Raw genomic sequence first — 25,023 nt, 5'->3', positions numbered from 1 at the left:
ATCTTCACTATCTTCATATGCTTCTAAAATAAATGGTTCAATTTCTCTAAGAGCACAGCGCAGTCTATGCAAAATTATGATATCTCTGCCCTTTTTAAGCTGCATATGAAATTCTGTAATTTCAAAGCAATCATCTAAATCAAGTGAATAATTGCTAAAATTTATTGCTGTACATTCCTTAATACAAAGATTTTCAACGGATCCTTTACCCTGAATGGCATTTCTAATTTTAGTGAATTGCTTACCTAAACTAATAACATTCTGTGCCCAAAGGATATCCTTATTCAAAAGTTCTTCTTCCGTAATAAGAAACAACGCCTCCGTTGATTTCATCTTACTGTAAAGTTTTTTCTTCTTCCAATTATTCTTCTTTTTGGGCTGTACAGGTGTTTGATTTTCATTTATAGTCTGCACCTTTTCCACAGTTTCCTTTTTCTCTACAGCTTGTTTTTTCTCTACAGTCTGCTTTTTCTCCACAGTCTGTTTTTTATTTGCAGTACTTCTCTTTGTGTAAGGACCATCGTCAAACATATTTATACCTTTATCTGATAGAAATTGACGTGCTCCAGGCGTAAGTCTTGTTCCCGGTTGTAATTCATAATCTGTAAAAGGTTCTTTTCTATATAAATCCCGCAAATCAATTTCGGTAATAAATTTCATTTTGGCCCCCCTTTACTTTTATTTTAAAAATAAACATTTTTTAGGGCTCCGCCGGCTAATCCGCTAGGAACACTAATCTTATAATAAGGCTCTGAAACTTTTATTCGCCTCAACTGTCGGAAACATAAACTTCAATGTTCCGTCATCAAATCAATTTTATTTATTACACCAATTACAGGTCATCCAATAAATCTTTATAAAACCAGGAAAATTACACATTAACACATATTGACTAATTAACTGCTTATTAATGCTTAATAACCGCAACTGGGAAATCATATTCTTTAATCCAGCCTTCAATCCTATCCAAATCATCACTGCTTAAGCTTGGATCTCCCTCTATCGGGTAATCTATACCCAGCTGTGTATATTTATTTACGCCTAATTTATGATAAGGAAGCAGATCTATACCTTTAAAGTTTTTGTAATCACGGAAAGGCATCAAGAAGTTAATTACACCATCGAACTCTTCTTTGCTATCATTCAAGCCTTTTAACAGGGGCATCCTAATCTTCACATTATACCTGTGGTTAAGAAGTTCCTTCAAATTCTTCAAAATTTGTTCATTATGCACTCCTGTCAGTTGATAGTGTCGTTCAGGATCAATATGCTTTATATCAAAAAGGAACAAATCTGTAAACTCAGCAACCTTAAGTATTGCTTCTAATTTTGCATGACCACAAGTTTCAATGGCTGTATTGATTCCTTCCTGCTTACATACCATAAGCAAATTTGCTGCAAATTCCCACTGCATCAATACCTCGCCGCCACCTAGTGTGACACCACCACCTGAAATTTCATAAAACTGCCTGTCCTCTTCTATAATTTCCATAATTTCAGAAACAGTTTTTTCTTGTCCCATAATAGATATTGCAGACTCGGTACAAGCATTCTCACACTTGCGGCAACCTAAACAATCAATACTATGATCTACCTCATGTTCCATTCCTTTTGACATTGTATGTATTCCAACCGGACAAACAGAGACACAAGCACCGCAATTAATGCATGAATTCTTTTTGAACATAACTTCATATTTTCGTAATTGTCCTTCAGGATTAGCACACCACTTGCAGCGCAATGGGCATCCTTTAAAGAATACCAGTGTCCTTACTCCCGGTCCATCATACATATTATATTTTTGCACATTAAAAATGACTGCTTTTCTTTCAATCATTGCTGCCTTCGCATTACTCATACTAACCAATCTCCTGTTTGATTCATTTTGGTGTTCAGATGAATTTTAACTGAGCCTGTCCTCTTGCATACCTTGCAGTATGCAAGATACAGACACCAGATAAATTAATTTAAAATCAATGGAATACTATGTTTAAAAATGTGTTAACATAGTTCTACTAATAATTTCATCCTGAACATCCTTACACAATTCAACAAAGAATGCACTGTAACCTGCTACACGAACAATAAGATCTCTGTACTGTTCTGGATGCTTCTGTGCTTCAATCAAAGTCTTGTTATCCAAGTAATTGAACTGCATTTGTCCATTACCAAATAAGCAAGCAGTACGTAACAATGTGATAATACCTTCTTCTCCTTCTGGAGTTTCAAGCAATCCTGCCATAAGTTTAAAGTTATGAACCATACCTATGTTCATATTGTCACAAGACATCTTGGAAACAGATTTAATAATAGCAGTAGGTCCTTTAAAATCTGCACCCTGAGTTGGACTGATACCATCGGATAATGGTGTCCAAGCTTTACGTCCGTTAGCAGACGCACCTGTCAACTGACCAAATGGAGTATTATTGGAGATAGATAAAGTACCATGACTCAAAACAGAGTACAAAGTCTTATATTTACGATGTTCCATCTCTGTAAAGTTGATTAAATCTGCAGCAATTAAATCTGCATAATCATCATCATTACCATACTTAGGAGCTTTTAAGCAATCATTTCTAAGTTCTTCATATCCAACAAAATCAGCTTTCAATGCTTGATTTAACTGCTCTAAAGTACATTTCTTGTCATCAAATACTACCTTCTTGATAGCAGCCATGGAATCTGCATATGTAGCCAATCCAGTCCATACAACACCAGGTCCGAAATTGTACATAGCACCACCGGCAGAAACATCTTTACCGTGTTCCATACAGCCTTCATACATGATGGACATCAAAGGCTTTGGAGCCAAATCTCTGTGAACACGCTGAGAAATAACTGTAGCAACGTCAGTCCATTTTGTAATATATTTAATTTCTTCCTTAACAGCATTATCAAACTCTTCATAAGTCTTAAATCTATTTAAATCTCCCATATCAGGGCAAACCTGTTTTCCATACCATAAAGGAACACCATGATTTAGAACTAACTCTATACATATAGGCCATTGAGTATAAGCTGTAGAAGTCCACTGATATAAACGTCCAGCTTTCTGAGGCTCAACACAACCCATTATACAATAATCCCTAGCATCTTCTATGGAAACACCTTTTGCAAGCATCATCTTAATATGTGCATCATCAAAATGGCAAGCTGGGAATCCCATACCAGCACGAACAACATCAACAATCTTCTTCAAGTACTTCTTAGGTGATTTGTTGTGAATACGGCAAGCTAAAGATGGCTGATAAATCTTAACGTGACGAACAGCATCCATCAAAAGATAAGTCAAGTCATTTGTTGCATCAAGACCATCACGAGTAACACCACCAACACACATATTTACAAATGGTTGGTAACCTGCAAAGAACTTAGAAGCACCTTCGCTTGTAACCCACATCATTTCAGACATTTTAATTAGCATACAGCCAGATAATTCAAATGCTTCATAATTATTCATACGTCCTGATTCTATATCTGCCTTATAGAACGGATACATATATTGGTCAACACGACCGATGGACATACCAGTTTGGTTTTCTTCAACTACAAGCAATGACTCAATAGTCCAAACTGATTGAATTGCTTCCCAGTAAGTACGAGGTTTATGTGCAGGAACGTGAGCATTAACTTCTGAAATCTTTTGTAATTCTGCCTTACGTTTAGGGTTTGTCTCTTTTGCAGCTAATTCAGCAGCATATTCGGACATACGCTTAGCGTAAATCATAACTCCTTCAGTAGTATCAATAACGGATTTATAGAAATAAATCTTTTCAATATCTTCAGGATTTTCATAATCTAATTTTGCCAAATGATCCTTTGCTTCCTGCTGAATATCTGCCATTCCTTTTTCCATTAAGATAACATCATATCCAGGGTTTGAATCACCACCACCATTAGTTGCATGGTAAGAGCAATCTGAAACAAATGATTCACCTGAAAGTTCCCAAACACCTGCTTCACGGTATTGGTCTTCGCAGTATTCATCAACGGATTTACCTTGCCAGAAAGGGAAAAGTTCATCACGCATAACCTTTTTATCTTCTTCAGATACATAAAATGGATCTTGAGGACGTGTTCCAATAGTATCTATTTCATCTTGCATCCATCTCCATGCTATATCAGGAGAAAAAGCTCCAGCACGAGGTGCACCACAAGGAGCTCCTACAATTAGCTCATCATCTTGAATTACTAAAGGTGCAGTTTCACAGCAATAACGGAAACATTTAGCACGTAATAAAATCTTAGGCATACCAGGATTTTCTTTAGCAATCTTTGTAATAGCCTTAGCACGATATGTTGTTATTGAAGGCTTTTGCTTTAAATAGTTTTCCTTTATTCTTTTTAAACGTTCTGTCATTCCATTTGGAACTTCTCCATTGTTAGTGCAAGGTTCTGCACAAGCTGCAGGTGCTCCATTATCTTCTTTTGTAATTTCTTGGGAAACTCCTTGGAATATCTTCATTAAAGCTGCTTGTTCTTCTGCAGACATATTTTTAGTTGCTTCTGCAAACTTATTTGAAAATTCACGAATATCCAAAACACTTACCTCTTTTCTTTCATAATTATTTTAGATTAAAATATTTTACTTTTAACTTATTGTTTACCATGTTTCAACACATCTCGCTATTTAATTTTTTCCATAGCTTTTTTCAAAATATGCTGCAACATTTGTATATCCTCTGGATTATAGTCTGGCTGCTTTGCCATACCACTCAAATCACTTTTTTCTTCTGTAAACAATCCATTAGTATTAATAATCTCTTCTACATTCCGTACGCCGTATCCGACTTTGCGGACGTAAATAAGATTCATTGGTGAAACATTATCGGAGGTAATACCTTTACCTGCCGATCCACTGCCTAAAGTTAAAGCAGGAAATAAATTACTTGTAGCACCCATACTACCAAAGGAAGCAGGCGTATTAACGAGTATCCTGCCTACAGGTTTTTTTAATGCAAACTGGCGAATTACATCTTCGTCTTTTGAATGTATAACAAGAGTGTGACCATGTCTCTCACTGAGCAGCAGCTCAATACACTTTTCACATGCATGCATCCAATCATCTTCAATGTAGTAAGCTAGTACCGGACAAAGTTTCTCCTTGGAATAAGGATTATCTTGTGAAACATATTTCTGCTCTGAAATTAGCACTGTGCTACTTTCGGGAATGCTGAAACCTGCTTTCTTAGCCAATCTTTGTGCGGATTTGCCAACCATTTCTGAATCCATACTGCCATCAGAACGGAAAAAGAGAGAACCCAGTTTTTGTGCTTCCTCCTCTGTCATGAAATATGCACCATTATTTTGCAACTCACGTTTAACATCAGATGCAACACAGCTATCTACAACAATAGATTGTTCAGCTGATGGTACTATTCCGTTATCAAAGGTCTTACTAGCAATAATATCTCTTACCGCCTGTTTGATGTCAGCTGTACGTTCAATAAATGCTGGTCCATTACCAGTTCCTCCATAGATAACAGGTTTTCCAGAGTTATATGCTGCTTTAAGCATCCCGGGAACACCTGTATTCATAATCAAAGAAGTCGCATTATGGTTCATCAATTCGATTGTTCCACTAGGTGTTACAGTATGTAAGTATGCAAGAGCTCCTTCTGGAAGCCCATATCCTTCAGCTGCACGGATCATGATGTCAAGCGCCTTACAAATTGTCTCCTTTGCTCTAGGATGTGGAGAAAAGATAATTGCATTACCAGACTTAATTGCAATCAATGCCTTATATATGGTAGTAGAAACCGGACTAGTTGCAGGACATAATGCAATAATTACACCCATAGGTACACCTACATCCATGGTCTTATCCTGACCATTTTCATTAATAATACCTACACATCTCATTCCTCTAAGCTTAGCTGGCAAATACTCACAGGCAAATCTATTTTTAATGCATTTATCCTGCCATTTTCCATAACCAGTTTCATCCTGTGACATTACAGCAAGCTCTCGAGTATGTTTTCCGATTTCTTCCGCCATACGTTCAACAATCTCATCTAACTTTTCTTGTGGAAAAGTTGCTAACATCTTTTGTGCTCGTGAAGCATTTTCCACAAGGATTCGGGATTCTTGGATGGAGAGCAAATCATTATCAATAATATTCATTTCTAACTCTCCCTTTCATTTTTACTAGCTAAGTACTCTACTTCTGTACTTTTTCATTTTATGTGATGACATAATAACATCCACACATTAAGGAAGTAAATTTTCAATTGTATAACGTTTGGTGATCTTCTGAAGATCTGGATGTGGACTTGCAATAACAACTGAACTATAAACTTCAGTGCCCATATCTTTTACAGCTTTTACTCCAGCTTCTACAGCTGCTTTGCAAGCTCCTACATCTCCGGCAACCAATACAGAAATATAACCGGAAGCTACATTTTCATAGCCAATTAATTCAACATCTGCAGCTTTACACATTGCATCTGCAGCCTCTAAAACAAAAACCAAACCAAATGTTTCTACTAAACCTAAAGCTACATATTTGCTCATCTGTTTTCCCTTTCCTTTATCATATTTTTTACTATATTTTTATGCATCGATGTCATGTACTGAAACAATGTCCCCAACACCTTTAATTGGTCTTGGCATAACATTGTGTGCTGTCAATTTTCCTATTGCTGCAGCAGCAGCAGCTCCTGCTTCCACAGATGCTCTAACAGCAGCAACATCACCTTTTACCATAATTGTAACAAGAGTGGAACCTATATTTTCATATGATATCAGTTCAACATCAGCAGCCTTCAGCATTTTGTCTGCTGCTTCAATTGCAGGAACCATCCCTAATGTTTCAATAAGGCCTAATGCCTCTTCGCCATAATACCTCATTTCATAACCCTCCTCCTCTATACGCAATTACGCAGTATGGATCTTTTTCAATTAAATGTAACTTTGACTCAATTACTTTTGCTTGAAAATGTTTATTTATTATTTGAACTAATAATTTGAACTTATGGAATCCAAGTTATTAGTCTTTAATATATTTATTAATTGTAGCTGCACCTTCTTCATGTGCGTGATAATAAACTCTCAAATTACCTGATTCATCCTCATCAAATCTTGTTTCTTCAAGGAGACCATTAGCTTCAGCTGTCATTAAAGCTTCGATTACAGCAGCTTTATTAAGTGCTCTAAAATTACCGTAGTCACCTTTTAAAGCTTCAATAACATCTTCTGCACAAGCTTCTTTAACTGTTGTAAAGTGTTTTAAAATAGCATAATTAAGTGGTTTCATACTATTTGTCCTCCTTTTTTCTGAATAAATCCATTGGATTCATAGCAATTACCAAGATACCAAGTACCATAAGTACAGCAGCAATCCAACCAATAGCAGGTATTGACCAACCTGATTTGCCAAAGATTACACCAAGTACTATCCAGCAGCAGAATGGTCCCCAGAATGAGTAAGTACCATTACAAGCCATACCAAGAGCTGCACCACACATACTATTACCCTTATACCAACTCATGTATGAAACAAATGCACAAAGACCACTTATAGCAAACCAAACCATAGCAGATCCACTCGTAAATGCCTGAAATACAAGACCAGTTGAGAGCTTAACACTACCTGCAAGCATACCCATAATAGGTATTAATATAATTAAGTTTGAAATACCTGATGTTGCTTGACGGATAGTAATACCAATCTCAGAGTCAATCATAGATGTACCATAACCAGCTACACAACCTTCAAATCCCCAACCAAGGGCTGCTATGAAAGCAATAGCAATACCTAAAAGAGCACCCTTTGGAGCACTTCCAGTAATGCTTGTACTACCAATCATGAAACTAGCAGTAACACAAATAACTATACCTAACATCATACGTTTGTTTAACTCTTGTTTGAATAATATTCTACCTAAAATAGCACCAATAGCTGGGCAAAGAGCTGTAATAGGAATAACTATTGAGCCAGCCATCTGAAGACCGATAACATAAGCTGTACTTGAAATTGGTCCTCCTATAAGAGCTGCCAAAATCATTACACGACCTGGAGTTGTATTAATACACCTCAAGAAGTCTCCAAACTTACCTTTAATACCTGCATAAAGCATTGCCCAGATAGCACTACAAGAATCATTTACGGCACTACCAAGGGCACCCAATACGTATGTAATAACAAAAGCGGATAACCCTGCTTTATTAGCCCCGTACCAGTCACTCCAGACTCCTTTGGTCATACCTAATGACAAAAATGCTGAATAAAATCCATACATAATACCTGAAAATATAGCAATTGATATACCTTTTTTAAAAAATTGTGATGATAGCTTTTTTTAGCAGCAATTGCAGATGCACTAACCGCCCCTGTCATTTCACTCATAAACAAAATTCCTCCTCATATTAAAAAACTAGATTGATGAAAACGTTTTTGCAATCTAATGATATATTAACTCATTAGAGCATTTTTTCATGGTACAAAATGCGATATTTTAATGCATAATATCTGCTAGTTTTTTGGAGTTCTTGTACTATAGCTATTTTCTTGCACTAATAGTATTGACTTTAATCAATGTATTTATTAATTGTAGCTGCTCCTTCTTCATTTGCATGATAGTAAACAACTAAATCACCTGACTTATCCAATATAGATCTTGTTTCTTCAAGAAGTCCATTAGCTTCAGCTGTCATTAAAGCTTCAATTACAGCACCTTTTTTAAGTCCTTTAAAATCACCATAGTCACCTTTTAAAGCTTCAATAACGTCATCTGCACAAGCTTCTTTAGCTTTTGTAAAATGTTTTAAAATAGCATAATTAAGTGGTTTCATACAATTAATCCTCCTGTTTTCTAAATAAGTCTATTGGATTTACAGCAATTACTAAAATACCAACTGCCATTAATATAGCAGAGAACCATACTATAGGGGCCATTGACCAACCTGATATACCGAAAATTACGCCAAGTATAATCCAGCAGAAGAATGGTCCGAAAAATGAATATGTTCCATTAGTTGCCATACCAAGAGCTGTTCCAGTCATACTATTACCTTTGTACCAAGTCATAAATGAAAGATAAGCGCAAAGACCACTTATAGCAAGCCAAATCATAGCAGGGCCACTTGTAAATGCTTTAGCAGTAAGGTGAAATGCAAGTCCTGCATTGTTTCCTACTATTATAGATATAACAGGAATAAATATAATTAAATTTGAAAGACCTGATGTTGTCTGACGAATAGCAATACCAATCTCTGAATCTACCATACATGAACCATAACCAGCTATACAACCTTCTAAGCCCCAACCAAGTGCAGCGATAAGAGCAATAACCATACCTAAGCCTGCTCCTGCAGGTGCATTTCCAGTAACACTTTGGAGACCAATCAAACCACTTGCACAAACACAGATAAGAATACCTACAATCATATGCTTATTTAATTCTTGTTTGTATAAAACTCTTCCTAATATAGCACCAATAGCTGGGCAAAGGGCAGAAATCGGAACAGCAAGTGAACCTGCCATCTTTAGAGCTACAACATAAGCTGTAGTAGCAACTGGTCCTCCCATAAGAGCAGCTACCATAATCAATCGTCCTGGTTTACTATTGAGACATCTAAAGAAATCACCCAATTTACCTCTAGCAGCTGCAGCAATTAATGCCCAAACTGCACTGGCAGTATCATTTATTCCACTACTAAGTGCACCAAGCACATATGCAATAGTAAGTGCTGTTAAACCTGCTGTATTTGCACCGTACCAGTCACTCCAAACTCCCTTTGTTGTAGCTAATGTCAAAAATGCTGAATATAGTCCATATGAAATTCCTGAAAATAAACCAATTGCAATACCTTTTTTAAAAAAACTTGACTTTACCTTTTTTTTAGCAGCGGCTAAAGCTGCATCCATTGACAATTCCATAAACAAACCTCCAATTATTTTATTATATTGTTATTTGATGAGAGGCCTCATCTTAATGTGAATTTCAGATTTAAGACGCTTTTGTAATATTAATATATTAATACATTAATTATTGTAAACGAATAGAGGATTTTTTCATGGCATAAAGCGACATATATTATTTGGACAATATCTGTCTATTTTTTTATCTTTTTGTACTATCGTTACCTTATTGTATTAATAGTATTAATTCTTTTCAATAAAATATTAAAAAAATTGTCTTACTTTGTAAATAATTTAGAATAAAGAGGTGTATTTTGCGATGCGACACAAGATTATACCTAGCACCTTTAGAATTGTTAAAAATTATACAAAATGTTATGTAACCTACTCGCAGTACATATCCAGGCGCACAGCAGTGCTTATACCCCACTTTGATAGTCGCTTTCGCTGTGTGCTATGGGGTGCTAGCAATGGCAGCGATCGGATAAGCTTCTGATTATTTGTGAAAGCTTTTTAAGTCCTAATTCCAGGTCATAAAGAGAAGCATAAGAATAGGATATCCTTATATTATAATTTTTAATAAAATCATATATATATCCTGGATTTATTAATATTCCCTTTTTGCAACATTTATAAAAAAGTTTTTTCATATCTACTTTATTTTTAAGCTTTAACCATATATAAAACCCTCCTTTTGGCACGTTCCAACTAGCTATATCAAAAAAATTTTTTTCAAGAACATTTAATGCAATTTTTCTCCTTATTTTAAGTTTCTCTCTCAGTTCTTTTAAATATATTTCATAAAATCCACTTTCTATCCATTCTGCAGTTACATACTGCGAAATGGAACTTGCACCATAATCCGTTTGCATTTTAACATCTCCAAGTCGATCAACAACGGTTTCTGGGGCAACAACCCACCCTATTCTCATTCCTGCTGCCATTGATTTGGATGTAGTACCCATATAAAGTACTATTCCATTTTCATCTTTTGCTTTTATTGGATAAGGTGGCATTTCATCCAGCCATAATTCCCTATAGGCATCATCTTCAATAATTGGAATTCTCTCTTTATTACATAAATCCAATAGTTTGTTTCTTCTATACTGGGGCATTAATATCCCTGTAGGATTATGGAATGTTGGAATAGTATATAGAAGAGAAGTATTTCTATCTATATTCTTTAAAATTTCATTCAACTTAATTCCATCTGCATCCATAGATATTCCACTGAAACTAACTCCTGAAAAGTCAAATACATGAAGTGATTTTATATATGATGGTTTTTCCACAAGTATCTTGGAACCAGGCTTTAGTATGCTCATTGAAATCAACTGAAGAGCTTGAAGTGAACCTGAAACAATTAGTATTGAGTCTGGTGACACATTTATATGGAATTTTTTTAAATACTCACTTATAACCTTTCTCAATTTAAGTGAACCCTTAGCCATTTCATAATTTAAAGAAGTTATGTTATTAGACACAGTTTTAAATACCTTCTTCATCATATCTTTTGGAAATAATTCAGGAGAAAGTTCACCTGTACCAAGCCTTATTATATTATCCTTATACTCCATCTTATTTATAATTTGAATTGTATGGAGGTTAGGTTTGTGTATTCCACTTTTTATATAAGGCTCCCAACTACCTGGCAGCATAGAAGCCATCAAGGACCAGGTATTATTTATAATTCTGGTACCTTTTTTACTTTTTCCTTCAATTAAACCATCGGCTTTTAACTCATCTAAAGCTTCTACAATAGTACTTCTATTTACTTCAAATTTTTCTGCCAGTTCTCTCTGTGATGGTAACTTTTCTCCTATAGTCCACTCTCCATTTCCTATTTTCTCCTTTATATAATTTACAATTTGCCTGTACATAGAAATACAAGATTTTTTATCCGGTTTCCAATCAATACTTAACATACACATTCAAATCCTTTTACTTTGATAATATGAAATTAAAACCAAGTCTTATTCCATAATAAATTATTATTATACCACATATCCTATTGATTACCTTAATTGATTTTTCATTAAAACTGTGCTTAAAAATCGACATAATAGCTGCAAGAGAAGTAAACCAAAAAACTGATGCCATGCAAGATCCCATTATAAAGTACCAGGAGGTTTCATAAGAAAGAGATGCCCTAAATCCTCCAAGGAGAAGTGAGCCATCAATAATAGCCTGCGGATTCATCCAAGTCACAACAAAACAAGATATAATTACTTTAACTAAATTTTTTTCCCTATCTATTTTTTTATCAGTATTCAGCTTACTTCTTATAAGGCTTACTCCAATATATATAACAACGATACATCCAGCCACTAATACAACTGATCTCAAAACTTTTGATTTTTGAATTATAGTTCCTACACCCCAAAAGCAGGTTATTGCAAGAGAAATATCGAAAAATATAGTTATAAAAGCTGTTCTATATGCCTCTGCCTTTTTACTGGCAGTTATAGCTGAATTAATTACATATAGGTTCTGCATACCAATTGGAGCCACATAAGAAATTCCAAGTAAAAATCCTTGTAAAAAATATCTAATCATTTTTCCACCTCTAAAAATTCATATTATAGAATTTCCAAGCAAAAAATAAAAACTCTATAAAATTAATTATATTTATTAAAGTGCCAATGTCTTCAACCAAAATCTAAAATTTATACCAACCGAAAGATTTTATTTTCTTCCAGCAAAGAAAATTTTAAGATTCTTGTTAAAAATAAAACTTTTATATGGTATATTCAACTCATTTCAGTATATTGGTTTCTTTGCAGAATCTATTGCTCCAGAATCATTGTAGGGATTTTCACAAAGAATAACTTTGGTTATCATAATATTTATTGGACTAGGTGGAATTTTTACAATAATATTAAAGCACCAGTTATCAATTGGATTAATAACTGGCGCTTCATCAAATTATATTAAGTTTATATTAGGGTTATATTGGGTTATACTAAAAAGTTACCTTTTTTCCATCATATATACATTGAAGTATCTTTTTCATCTGATCAAAATCTATAGGCCTTGGATTAGCCCCTGTACATGCATCTAAGAGAGCATTCTTTGCTATAAAATCAACATTTGAATTAAAATCATCTTTACTTATGCCATAATCTTTTAAGGTCAAAGGTATATTCAATTCCTTATTCATATCTTGTACCATTTTAACTAGAGAATCTACCAATTCATCTTCAGTAGTTCCTTTAAGTCCTAATATTTTAGCTACATTAGCATACCTATCTCCACAAGCTTTTTTATTAAAATCTAAAACATATGGAAGATATATTGCATTAGCGCATCCATGTGGTATGTGCCATACAGCTCCTGTTTTATGTGCTAAACTATGGGTTATACCAAGAAGTGCATTAGAAAATGCCATACCTGCTAGACATTGTGATATATGCATCTTATTTCTAGCCTCTTTATCACCCTTATAGGATTTAAGTAAGTTATCTCTTGTCATAATTATAGAATGTATTGCAAGTGGATCTGAAATATCTGATCTAGCTGATGCTACATAAGCTTCTAGCGCATGAGTCAATGCATCCATACCAGTATGTGCAGTTAATTTAGGCGGCATTGTCTGAGCTAATGCTGGATCAACTATAGCCATATCCGGTGTCAAATTGAAGTCAGCTAAAGGATACTTTATTTTAGCTTTATAATCAGTTATTACTGAAAATGAAGTAACTTCAGTAGCTGTTCCACTAGTAGAAGCTATAGCTACAAATTTAGCTTTTTGTCTTAACTCTGGTAATCCAAATGGAACAATTGCTTGTTTGAAAGTAAAATCTGGATACTCATAAAACAACCACATAGCTTTTGCAGCATCTATTGGTGAGCCTCCTCCAATAGCAACTATCCAATCTGGTCCAAATTCTGTCATTATTTGAGCACCTTTCATAACAGTTTCCACAGATGGATCTGGTTCAACACCTTCTATTAGTTTAACTTCTATATTTGCTTCTTTTAAGTATTCTTCTACCTTGTCAAGGAAGCCGAATCTCTTCATGGATCCTCCTCCAACAACTACTACAGCTTTCTTACCCTTTAACGTTTTCAAAGCACCCAAAGCATCTTCTCCAAAGTAAATGTCTCTTGGCAACGTAAATCTCTCCATTATTATTCCCCCTAATTTTATTTCCATATATTTTTATTCCCATATATTTCATTAGCAAAATTCGTACCAATCAACTTACTTACTTTTGGAATTTTCTATATTATTAGATATTGTACCCAAAGCCATACCAGTTAAGGTTTTGAGATACTTTTATAGTTTTTCCAACTTTATGCTTATCTTTAATAATACTAGTACCCCTGTTCAAAAAAAGAACAGTATTTTGATCAAATAAAGAACACAATCTTCAGACAATTCTGTAATGTTATTATCTGGATAACGTCCTTATATTCCTTTGTATTACATTAAAATTTTTATAATATTATATTTTATTCATTTTTATCTCATCTATTAAGTGTACTCTTTTTGTACACTATTAATAGACAACTGATAATTCAATTTTTTCTTGTTTTATTTTAAGCACTGTTCTGTAAATTTTTTATAAATAAATACCTTCTAACAGGTGATGATGCTTTACCCAGTTAACTCCAAGGACACTTCCCAATGAAATAAACGTAGTGGTCCATATAAGAGCTCCTATATATGCGTTAACTGAAAATTTTTTATATGATATATGTGCAATTCCTGAAACATATCCCGTAACATGCCTTACCCCTGGAATAAAGTACGCTATAATCAGCAGTTTATTACCATATTTTCGAAGCCATAGAGATACCCTGTCAAATTTATTTTTATTCATGTGAATATAATGTCCATGTTTTTCGAAAAAAGCTGATCCTAATATTCTTCCAATAAAATAAGATAGAGTTATACCTATACTTACTCCAAGTGAAGCAATTAATATACTTATAATTAAACTCATTTTCCCCTTATAAATAACATATCCACAATAGGTCATAAGTGCTTCTCCAGGTAGAGGAAATGCTATAAGTTCCAGCATTAACGCTATTAATAGTACAATATATCCATAATGATTAAATAATCCTATTACAAACTGCAAAATTTTCACCTCACATATACAAGTATAACTCTTAATCTTTGTTAATAACTATAAAGTTCTCAGCAAAATCAATTTATCCAATCGATACCACTAATAACATCCACATCTTAAGCTAAGAATGACTTGATACTGCAAAATGTGTTACAAACTTGTTTTCTATTGCTTCATATAAACTTTGAATTTTACTTCTTAATATTAAATTGTATATGTAGTTTGTTATCGAGACAATTACATATGCTGCAATAACATCCATAGGATAATGGTTACCTACGTATACTCTTGAAAATCCTACAATCAACGATAAGACGGTTAATATTAGACTAAGTCGCTTATTATAATTTTTAAAGCCTAATGCTATACTCATTGTCCCTGCTGCATGGTCACTTGGAAATGATGCATTACTTGCATGAGGTAATAATAAATTTACTTTATTATGAACAAAAGGTCTGTCTACATAATAAATACCTCCAATAATACAGTTTAGAATTAAGTTTAATGAAGTAATAAATAAGGCATTAACAGCACCTTTTCGATATTTAGAATTCCTTTTTACAATTCCTAAAATAAATACCGCACTAAGAACTGCCGCAAATATGAAAGGTGAATATTTAGAAAAGAAAATCATTATCTTATCCAAAATTAAATTTTTATTTGCTAAGTTATTTATTAATCTAAAAAGTTCCATGTTCATTTTTAATTGTCACCCCTACAAAGTAGTAATTAATTTTATTACATCATATATTATATCATTTAAAATTAAAACTACATTAAAAGATTCTTTAATTTTTCAACACAGCATTTTAGATCACATTTTAAGTGCTGCATATATCAATCATATCTGACAAAGGAAATATTAATGTAACCTTAGTTCCTTTATTTATCTCAGAGTTAATACTAATTTTCAATCCCAATTTTGAACAAAGTTTTTTACACAGATACAAACCCATTCCTGTACTTTTGCTAAACTTTCTTCCGTTCTCACCAGTAAACCCCTTTTCAAAAACTCTATTTATATCTCTATCTACTATACCTATTCCATTATCTTCTATAGTTAACATTACTACATTAGCTTTCTTAGCTGAATATATAATTATCATCGGCTCCTTATTACTTGAGTACTTTATAGAATTTCCTATTATCTGATTTATAATAAATTCAACCCATTTTCCATCAGTATATACAATCTCATTTATATCTTTTATATCTAATTTTATTTTCTTATGAATAAAATCTCTATAATTTCTTTTGGCTGCATTTCTTACTGCATTATCAAGGCTAATTTGTTTTATAATATAGTCTTTACTTACATTGTTACTTCGAGAATAATAAAGTACCTGTTCTACAAATGCCTCAATTCTATCCATCTGAAAATCTATTTTATTAGTTACTTCATTTTGATTATTTTCAAGTATCAGCTTTGTAGAAGCTATTGGTGTCTTAATTTCATGTACCCAGGTCTCTATGTATTCTCTATAATCTGTCTGCATATCTTTATAATATTTCACATTTTCATGCATATTTCTGCTTACCACTTTAAGTATATAATTAAGCTTTTCTCCTTCTATAAAGCTTGCTTCCTTTATTACCTCTGGAAGCAGATATTTCTTGTCCAATTTTGCTAATACGCTGTCAATCTCATCATAATACTTTTTATATTTTACAAATTCTAAGGTCATATATGAAACTAATGGTAAAAACCAGATGCAAAAAACCAATACAATTATAATGAAGTTAACATTAATAGCAAGCATTATAACTGATAACACTATAAACATCAGCATATTGCATAATATTATTACCATTTTATCTTTAATAAATTCACCTATACTCATGGCATTATATACCCTAGCCCTCTTCTTGTCTCTATTGGATTTTCTATACCTATCTCTTCAAGCTTCTTTCTTAATCTGTTAATATTAACAGTTAAGGCACTGTCATCTACAAAATAATCTACTTTCCACAAGTATTCCATAAGTAAATCTCTTTTTACTATACTTCCTCTATTATTTATTAAATAAGAAAGTATCTTAACCTCATTTTTAGTTAGCTCTAAGGATTTATCTTTATAAATAACTGTTGCATTTGAAAGATTTAAATTAAAGTCTTTGTAATTTAATATATTATTAGTTTTTAAATTTCCATATGTTCTTTTTAATATATTTGTAATCCTTGCAAGTAGTATTTCTGTATTATAAGGTTTTGTTATAAAATCGTCTGCCCCTAAATTCATACTAATTAATTCATCTGCGTCACTATCTCTGCTAGTAACTATTATGATGGGAACATCTGAGGTTTTACGTATTTCTCTACATATATAATAGCCATCAAACTGTGGGAGATTTATGTCTAGCAGTATAAGGTTTGCATTCTCATTTTCAACATATTGTATTATATTATTAAAATCTACAGGAGCTTTCACTTCGTATCCATATTTTATTAAAAAGCTTTGTAATTCTTCTCTTATAACTTCATCATCTTCAATAATAATAATTTTTCTCATTATTTTCTTTACCTTTCTATATAGAATATAAGGCCATTAAACTTTGGCAAACAAAATTTAATAGCCCTAATAATTATTATAATATTAGATATTATTTTTTACTATATTTTTGTATCCTGTATATGTTGTATAGAAATATCCTGCATAAACTGCAACAAATAATAACGCTGTTACTAAAGCTGAAAATCTAATATCTATTTGGTTAAACTTACTTATTTCTTCATTAACTACTGAAACACCAATAATCGAATGAATTAACGCAAGCGTAACTGGAAGACTAAAATATATCAGTGTTTGAATGAAGATTGTTTTATCTATCATTTTTTTGTTTGCACCAATTCTCTTTAAAGCTTTATATCGCTCTATACTATCACTAGCCTCTGACAATTGTTGAAGGGCAAGGACTGCCATACTGGTTATTAGAAATACTAGTCCTAAATATATTCCAACAAATAATACTGCTGTTGTTCCGCTCTTACTGCTAGAATAAATATCGTCCTTTGAATAAGCATCCATATTTGAAATACTTAAGCTTTTATACTTATGATTTAACAAGTTTTCGTGTATTTCACTATACTTTTTATTATTTTGTTCCCTATTTTTATCTGAATACATTACGTTAAGTATGGATTTATAAATTTTATTGGACTTTGGTAAAATTTCATCATTTATAACTACCGTTAAATAAGTATCTTGCACTATATAATTTCCGAGATTTTCTTCTATCATTTTGTCATTTTTCACCAAATACTCTTTTCCTTTAATATTAACTCTCTTACTACTTTTAAGCTTTTCATGAGCTAACTTAATCAACTCATTATAGTTGGACATAAGTAAAACCTCATCCTTGTTTAAGCTTATTTCTTTTTTTCCTCTAAGCTTCAACATTTTATTATAATCGGATATTTTAACAAAGGATACTTCATCATCCTTATGATCTTCATCTGTAATTGATAATAACCCCCCTACTTTCACTCCTGAAAGATATTCATTGTAAGCTGCGTACTTTTCATTTTTACTTGTTTTAAAATTAATCTTAGCCAATACATCTTCTAAATTGTTCTTTTTACTATTATTGTATACTGTTATACTAGCATCAAAAGGTGCTTCTTTTTCAAGCCCTGCTTCAAAATCCTTCTTAAGACTTATTCCCGTAGATAATATAAGTATTGTAATAAATAACATTAAACATATTACTGACATTGATATGAAATTTGTATTAACTTTACTGCTTATTTGTTTTACTACAAATATATTCAATCCTTTTAAATATACATTCTTATTTCTGTTTACTATATATAGTATTACTCCAGATAAACTAAAGAAAAATAATACCGTACCTACTACCGAGAGGACTATTAATGGCTTAAACATAGGATTTCTTGTATCCAAACCTATCTTTAGTATAGATCTATACGTAAATCCAAGTAATACCACACATAGAATAAAAGCTAATAAATATGTAAATGAATTTTTAAATTTTATATCTTCATTTTTCCTGCCTGCTGTTAGTAAATCAATTATTTTATACTTAGAAATAACAAATACATTAAATATCATTACAACTAAAAACATTATTCCAAAGTATGATATAGTCTTACCTATAGCACTTATTGAAACAGCAAATCTATATTCATTTATTGGGGTCTCAAATAATCTTAATGTAAAAATAGATAAAACCTGTGATGTTCCCATTCCTAATATAAGACCGGCAATTAAAGATATAACTCCAACTATAAGTGTCTCTGTTACTAATATCCTAGATACCTTTACTTTTCCCATACCTAAAGACATATATATTCCTAATTCTTTTTTGCGTTTCTTTATTAAAAAATTATTTGCATATAATATTAAACTTCCTAATATTATTGATACAAATACTGATACACCAGATATCATTTTCATTAAGTTGGATATGTATTTTGCACTTGAAGATTTTATATCAATAAGCGCCTTTTGTGAATCTATGGAGTTAAAACTGTAAAATATACAAACCGCTAGTATTAGCGTCAAGAAATATATAGTATAATCCTTATAACTCTTTTTAATATTGCTTATAGCTATCTTAGAATACATTGTTGTCATCACCTCCAAGAAGAGTTATAACTTCTATAATTTTATTAAAGAATTCTTTCCTGGTGTCATTACCTCTTATGAGCTCGCTAAACATTCTTCCATCTTTAATAAAAAGTATTCTATGAGCATAGCTTGCTGTAAAAGAGTCATGAGTAACCATAAGTATGGTAGTATTCAACTCTTTGTTTAGGCTTTCAAATCTTTCAAGTAATAATCTGGATGATTTTGAATCCATGGCCCCTGTTGGTTCATCTGCAAGTACTAAGGATGGATTAGCTACTATTGCTCTTGCTGAAGCAACTCTTTGTTTTTGTCCTCCTGACATCTGATAGGGATATTTATCTAATACTTGTCCTATTTCTAAATATTTAGCTACTGATTTTATTTTTTCATCTATTGCTGAACTTTTTTCACCTTTTATCGTTAATGCTAAAGCAATATTCTCATAAGCCGTAAGAGTATCTAATAAATTAAAGTCTTGAAATATAAATCCTAGCTCATTTTGTCTAAACTTGTCTAATTCTTTTGATTTTAACCTGGTAATGTCACTACCATTTATTATTATCTTTCCAACAGTAACATTATCAATAGTTGATATACAGTTAAGCAGTGTAGTTTTTCCGCTTCCTGAAGGTCCCATTATTCCAACAAACTCTCCTTCATCTACCTTAAAGCTGATATTATCTATAGCTTTTGTTACATTATCTTTACTACCATAATATTTTTCAATTTTTTCTACACTTAATATATTTTTCATTTATAAATCTCCCTTTTTTCTTAGTACTATTTTAAAGATTAATGATTTTGCTATGTAATGATATTATAATTAAGTAGTTCAATTTTACATGTATATCACTTAATCCCTTGTTTGTCTTACTTGTACTGGTAATTGATACAATAATATAAATACCCATGATATTATATAACCATACCTCGGTTGTTGCTCAGTAATTAAATAAAGCAGCCCAAAGCCACAAAAAATTATATATAGTAAGTTTATTAGCTTATTATCCAAATATCGATTTATATGGAATAATTGTTTACATATGCACATCATTAAAATAATGTATAATATTTGAGAATAAAAGAATAATACTATACTCAAAGTAAATCTTGAATTTAATATGCTAACCTCACCTGTAGACCAATATGCTCCTGAAAAATCGCCACTTGACCATTGTCCTATAAATTTAACTATATAAAATCCAATTAATTCATACAATGGTGTATTCGTCAATCTCTCTTTAATAATAGACTTACAAGCTGATTCAACCTTATCATAATTAAAATTATATTTTTCTGCTACTTGACTGTCTTCATTATTCCACATACCTAGAGCTTTAATATTTGTACCTTTTAAGGCAGAGGTCCATGCAGCTGGTTCTCTTCCATGCCACAGCGAATATTCTGTTATATTCAATCTTAACAATATGGTATTAGTAGTGCCTAATGGAATTAAAAATGAAATTATTAATAATATACTTATCATAATGCTTTTTTTATTTCGATAATAAATTATTAAATAAGAAATGTACGCTATAACAATAACAATACCTACCATTCTAAAAAGATTACCTATACTTAATAATAATCCTGAAGCAAGAATCCACAATGAACTCTTTTTATTTTTTATTACTAAAATAAATATGTAGATACTTCCTAAAAAAAATGTCATAGCTAAATTTTCTGAATAAATTACAGAATTATAAAATATAAATGCTGGAAATACACATGCTATAAAAGAAATCATGATTGATTCCTTTTTATTTGCATATAATTCTATACTTATCAAATAAATAATATATACATTTATTGTTGATAAAATAACGTTTATTAATTTAATTACCAGTAAAGCATTTGGAAATACTTTAATTATCATTCCAAAATATAATGTTAATATTGCTAAATGAGGAAACCTGGCTATATAGCTTGTACCTTTAAAGGCTGAGTAGTCTCCATATGCAAATTTTTGACCACAATTATAAATTATTTTAAAATCTGAAAATGGTTTAACATCTATTAATAAAATGTATAATAGCCTTAATGAAAATGCCAATAACAAAATTATTAATAATATTACTTTATCAAAATAACCTTTTTTCAAAAGTTTACAAATAAAGTATCCTATTAATGAACAAATTAAAAGTAAAATTAAACTACTTATTATTAAGTATATTATATTTTTGAATGATAACTTTATAAGACTTAAAAATGACATTCCTATACTTCCTAATATAATCAATAAAAAAATAATTTTTAAAGATATATTCATGAAGTTTGTAAACTTTTTTTGAGATAATTCATACCGCGCTCCTTTGCAATATTATTTATGACTTATATAATATTTTCATTTTGAGATATTAACTAACACCATTAACTCCATTTCATGTAACTTATTTTATACAATTCTATTTATGCCATCAATTGAACTATATTTCATTAACATTACATTTTTGTTATATTAATTTCATATGGTAAGTATATATTCTCCTGTAAGGGAAGAGATAACACATATTTGAGGTATTGTATACAAATAGGCATAAACATAGGTCTGCAGCACTAATTTCTTAATGCCACAGACCTATGTTATCGATACTCAATCTTATTATAAAATTCTTAATCTCTCATGTGTATGAGAAAAAATCTTATATTTTTATTTCCCCAACCTAAATCCCAGGGTACATGATACCTATCTGTGGTATGGGAGTTAACCAAAGGGTAATTGTGAGAATCAAATCCTGTTACTATTGCAAAATGATCTATATTACCTCTGCCTTTCTCATAAGCTATCAAATCACCTATCTTTAACTTACTAAATACTCCATTAGGCGTATTTGATATAGTAGCACTCAACTGGTCAAAAGTTCCAATCTTTATAACACTTCCCCTTCCACTGTGTAGCAAATAGTTTTTTAATCCATCTGCATTTGACCAAGCTCTTGTACCTGGGTGCCATTCACCGTTGGTACGCATGGCACCTCCTTCTTTATCTCCCAATACTTGAGATATAAAATTAGTACAGTCTCCCCCTGCTCCATTATAATCATCATACTTCCTATTATATTTAAAGTTATTGCTATTTCCCCAAGCTATACCACAATACTTGTCAGCATAGGCCACTGCACTTTTCCTGTCATAACTCATTTTTCTTTTACCACTGAAATTATTGAAATATTTTTTTGAAGAACTTAAGCTATTATTTAATGCTGCTGTATAAAGTTGAAGAGAATCTTCAAAACAATCAGTGTACCAATCACTAAGTACAAGCCATTTTCCATCTTTTTTTACTACACTTGCCGTATGGCGTATACCTACTCCAAATGAATTTAATGGACCAGCTTCATCATTTTTATATTTATAATCAAACTTATAACTTTCTGCAATAACTAATCTTACTGCGTTGCCACGAGGTATAGCTTTTCTTAAGTTTATAGTAGATTTAATATCTTTAAATTCTATATTTCTTTTACTACACCAATCCTTCAAGTATTTAGCTCTTTTTACCTCATGCTCTAATGCATATCTACCACTTGGTCTAGATGTATCATAGTAATTATTCAATGTTGAATAGTCACCGGTTTTAAGAGCAGTGCACCGAAAATTATATATTTTCCCAATTTCTGCACTTATCTCTTCTTTATTTATACTTTCCCTAGACTTGCATATTGAACATTTAAGTATAGGGATCGTTAAGAATATAAATATTAAAGTTATGTATTTTAACAATGACATAACTTTAATTTTCTTCATCACATGATTTAATCTCACGAGTAGTCTCCTCCTAAAAGATGGCCTAACAATTTGCCCATTATTTTAATAAAAGCCTTCATATATATGATTAGGAATTTATCATAAAATCATGTGATAAATATATTTCCAAATTTCATGCCAAATTTTGTACATTATTCTACTTTGTATCACTTGAATTTATCTTTTATTACAATAAACTTAAAGGGTGCATCATTGCTTAAAAACTTTTCTTTTTATAGAGGATTATAGAATATTATGTAGAATAATTATATTATGGATTAAAATAACATTATACTAAGGAGACAAAAGAATGGAAGACAATATGATGAAAGTATTATCCCAGCTAAATAGTGAAGAAAATTATGAAGGTATTATAGAACTTACTTCACTTATTTTAATTGAAAATCCAGAGGATATCAAAGTTCACTATTGTCTGGCAATGGCTTACATTAGGAAAGGTGACAGAACAAACGGATTAAAACATCTACAAAATTTAATCACCCAATCGTTAAGTGCAAATAAAGAAAGCAAGCTTCATAGATTATTTATAAACCGGATAATATTACAGACGGTAGAAATTACAGAACTTTCACTCCATGGGGGGGATATGCTTGGAAAAAATACAATTCAGATGGTTAAAGAAGTAAATCATTATGCCCATAAACTTGGAGAAAAGGATCTAGAACAGAGTGCAGAAAATATTTTAAAAAGATGGGTACATATAAACTCATCCAATCAACCGATAGTGGCGCTAATTCCTGATTCGCCATTAACTCTTCAAGTAGAGCCCACTAATGCCTGCAATTTAAACTGCACTATGTGCCCTCGCAGTAAGATGACCCGTAAGGTAGGATTTATGGATACGGCGATTTTTGATAAAATGCTTGGTGGATGGAAGAATAGAGTACTTGTTAAACAGGTACAGCATTTAATTTTTGGGACTACTTTTCCCATCATTAAGCGGGGTTCCATTAAACTCTTTTTTATGGGTGAGCCTTTAATTCACAATCAACTAGATAAATTAATAGAAAGTGGAAAACGGGCTGGCTGTACTGTTGGAATCCAGACTAATGGCACAGCTCTTATAAATAAAGTGGTCCGCCAGAAATTGTTGTCAGCGAAACCTTCTGTAATAGGAATTTCTCTTGATGGTATAAATGAAATGTCATATGAATCTGTTAGACAAGGAGCCCATTTACTGGATATTTGCAAAGGATTGGAAGCGCTACATAAAGAACGTGAGGAAATGAATTTGCATAGAAAGATATGGATTATAATATCTTCTATTATTCCCCAATGGAATCAGATGTCACTGGAACGTGCACAAAAATTTCTTGAGCCGATCCGTCCTTTTGTAGATCATATTGGATTTATTCCTCTAAGTCGTGAACGAGATCCTGAATTTTATGATGAAAACGGTAAAATGACCTTATACAGCAGACAGCCTATATCCAGCATATCGAAACTGCAGCCATTATGTGTAGAACCATTTACCAAACTCAATGTTCTCTGGGATGGGAGTATCACTCCATGTTGTTATGACATTGATTGTGATATGCTATTAGGTCAGGTCAACGATGGCATCGATACTATCTGGAAATCCAACAAAGTAAAAGGACTTCAGTATGCTCTTTTAAATCAGGATATTAAGAAGTATTCCCTATGCTCAGTATGTATGGGCAATAACAAAATATAATATCAAACTTTTATGACTAAATACAAAATATTTTAATTAGGGAGGAATATTC

General features: G+C 32.0%; 21 protein-coding genes and 1 pseudogene. 1 reads left to right on the top strand and 21 read right to left on the bottom strand.

Annotation, left to right across the window (positions count from 1 at the left end; translation table 11 throughout):
- From WY13_RS00730 to WY13_RS00630, 21 genes and pseudogenes are all read right to left on the bottom strand, one after another.
- The coding region (locus WY13_RS00730) for a hypothetical protein (protein WP_063553803.1) at positions 1-660 on the bottom strand (660 nt) is incomplete at its 3' end.
- A 247-nt stretch (positions 661-907) separates the two neighbouring features.
- Positions 908-1,858, bottom strand: a complete 951-nt coding sequence (cutD, locus tag WY13_RS00725; protein WP_063553802.1) for a choline TMA-lyase-activating enzyme — start codon at positions 1,856-1,858, stop codon at positions 908-910.
- 132 nt (positions 1,859-1,990) lie between these two features.
- A complete protein-coding gene (gene cutC / locus WY13_RS00720; RefSeq protein ID WP_063553801.1) occupies positions 1,991-4,540 on the bottom strand; it encodes a choline trimethylamine-lyase in 2,550 nt (849 codons plus the stop codon).
- A gap of 86 nt (positions 4,541-4,626) precedes the next feature.
- Positions 4,627-6,123 (bottom strand): aldehyde dehydrogenase family protein, encoded by a 1,497-nt coding sequence (locus tag WY13_RS00715; RefSeq protein WP_063553800.1) that lies wholly within the window; start codon positions 6,121-6,123, stop codon positions 4,627-4,629.
- A gap of 87 nt (positions 6,124-6,210) precedes the next feature.
- Positions 6,211-6,513, bottom strand: a complete 303-nt coding sequence (locus WY13_RS00710; protein WP_013240574.1) for a BMC domain-containing protein — start codon at positions 6,511-6,513, stop codon at positions 6,211-6,213.
- Positions 6,514-6,552: 39 nt separating this feature from the next.
- Complete coding sequence (locus WY13_RS00705) at positions 6,553-6,849, bottom strand: BMC domain-containing protein (RefSeq protein WP_013240575.1); 297 nt, start codon at positions 6,847-6,849, stop codon at positions 6,553-6,555.
- A gap of 139 nt (positions 6,850-6,988) precedes the next feature.
- Positions 6,989-7,255 carry a helix-turn-helix transcriptional regulator gene (locus WY13_RS00700; RefSeq protein ID WP_063553799.1) on the bottom strand — a complete coding sequence of 89 codons (267 nt, stop codon included), beginning with the start codon at positions 7,253-7,255 and terminating at the stop codon, positions 6,989-6,991.
- 1 nt (position 7,256) lies between these two features.
- Positions 7,257-8,347 (bottom strand): annotated as a pseudogene (locus tag WY13_RS00695) (hypothetical protein).
- A 182-nt stretch (positions 8,348-8,529) separates the two neighbouring features.
- The gene (locus tag WY13_RS00690; RefSeq protein WP_063553798.1) at positions 8,530-8,793 is read right to left on the bottom strand and encodes a hypothetical protein; all 264 of its coding nucleotides are present in this window, start codon (positions 8,791-8,793) and stop codon (positions 8,530-8,532) included.
- Between the two features lie 4 nt (positions 8,794-8,797).
- Positions 8,798-9,880 carry a hypothetical protein gene (locus WY13_RS00685; RefSeq protein WP_063553797.1) on the bottom strand — a complete coding sequence of 361 codons (1,083 nt, stop codon included), beginning with the start codon at positions 9,878-9,880 and terminating at the stop codon, positions 8,798-8,800.
- Positions 9,881-10,326: 446 nt separating this feature from the next.
- Positions 10,327-11,787 (bottom strand): PLP-dependent aminotransferase family protein, encoded by a 1,461-nt coding sequence (locus tag WY13_RS00680; RefSeq protein WP_063553796.1) that lies wholly within the window; start codon positions 11,785-11,787, stop codon positions 10,327-10,329.
- Between the two features lie 16 nt (positions 11,788-11,803).
- Positions 11,804-12,418 carry a LysE/ArgO family amino acid transporter gene (locus WY13_RS00675; protein ID WP_063553795.1) on the bottom strand — a complete coding sequence of 205 codons (615 nt, stop codon included), beginning with the start codon at positions 12,416-12,418 and terminating at the stop codon, positions 11,804-11,806.
- A 406-nt stretch (positions 12,419-12,824) separates the two neighbouring features.
- On the bottom strand, positions 12,825-13,991 hold the full coding sequence (locus WY13_RS00670; RefSeq protein ID WP_063553794.1) for an iron-containing alcohol dehydrogenase: 1,167 nt from the start codon (positions 13,989-13,991) through the stop codon (positions 12,825-12,827).
- Positions 13,992-14,427: 436 nt separating this feature from the next.
- On the bottom strand, positions 14,428-14,958 hold the full coding sequence (locus WY13_RS00665) for a DedA family protein (RefSeq protein WP_242866290.1): 531 nt from the start codon (positions 14,956-14,958) through the stop codon (positions 14,428-14,430).
- A gap of 103 nt (positions 14,959-15,061) precedes the next feature.
- On the bottom strand, positions 15,062-15,640 hold the full coding sequence (locus tag WY13_RS00660; protein WP_063553792.1) for a phosphatase PAP2 family protein: 579 nt from the start codon (positions 15,638-15,640) through the stop codon (positions 15,062-15,064).
- 121 nt (positions 15,641-15,761) lie between these two features.
- Positions 15,762-16,781 carry a sensor histidine kinase gene (locus tag WY13_RS00655; RefSeq protein ID WP_063553791.1) on the bottom strand — a complete coding sequence of 340 codons (1,020 nt, stop codon included), beginning with the start codon at positions 16,779-16,781 and terminating at the stop codon, positions 15,762-15,764.
- On the bottom strand, positions 16,778-17,449 hold the full coding sequence (locus WY13_RS00650; RefSeq protein ID WP_063553790.1) for a response regulator transcription factor: 672 nt from the start codon (positions 17,447-17,449) through the stop codon (positions 16,778-16,780). The genes WY13_RS00655 and WY13_RS00650 overlap by 4 nt, the downstream gene beginning before the upstream one ends.
- 84 nt (positions 17,450-17,533) lie before the next feature.
- On the bottom strand, positions 17,534-19,525 hold the full coding sequence (locus WY13_RS00645) for an FtsX-like permease family protein (protein WP_063553789.1): 1,992 nt from the start codon (positions 19,523-19,525) through the stop codon (positions 17,534-17,536).
- Complete coding sequence (locus WY13_RS00640; RefSeq protein ID WP_063553788.1) at positions 19,515-20,282, bottom strand: ABC transporter ATP-binding protein; 768 nt, start codon at positions 20,280-20,282, stop codon at positions 19,515-19,517. The genes WY13_RS00645 and WY13_RS00640 overlap by 11 nt, the downstream gene beginning before the upstream one ends.
- 99 nt (positions 20,283-20,381) lie before the next feature.
- The gene (locus tag WY13_RS00635) at positions 20,382-21,743 is read right to left on the bottom strand and encodes a glycosyltransferase family 39 protein (protein WP_242866289.1); all 1,362 of its coding nucleotides are present in this window, start codon (positions 21,741-21,743) and stop codon (positions 20,382-20,384) included.
- A gap of 398 nt (positions 21,744-22,141) precedes the next feature.
- Positions 22,142-23,293: an amidase domain-containing protein gene (locus WY13_RS00630; protein WP_156498937.1), complete on the bottom strand. Its 1,152-nt coding sequence runs from the start codon at positions 23,291-23,293 to the stop codon at positions 22,142-22,144.
- Between the two features lie 292 nt (positions 23,294-23,585).
- Between WY13_RS00630 and WY13_RS00625 the strand changes: the two genes are divergently transcribed.
- Complete coding sequence (locus tag WY13_RS00625) at positions 23,586-24,971, top strand: radical SAM/SPASM domain-containing protein (protein ID WP_063553786.1); 1,386 nt, start codon at positions 23,586-23,588, stop codon at positions 24,969-24,971.
- Positions 24,972-25,023 lie beyond the last annotated feature (52 nt).

It is taken from the genome of Clostridium ljungdahlii, from assembly GCF_001636845.1.
Taxonomy (GTDB): domain Bacteria; phylum Bacillota; class Clostridia; order Clostridiales; family Clostridiaceae; genus Clostridium_B; species Clostridium_B ljungdahlii_A.
This window is presented reverse-complemented; position numbering and strand designations above follow the sequence as displayed.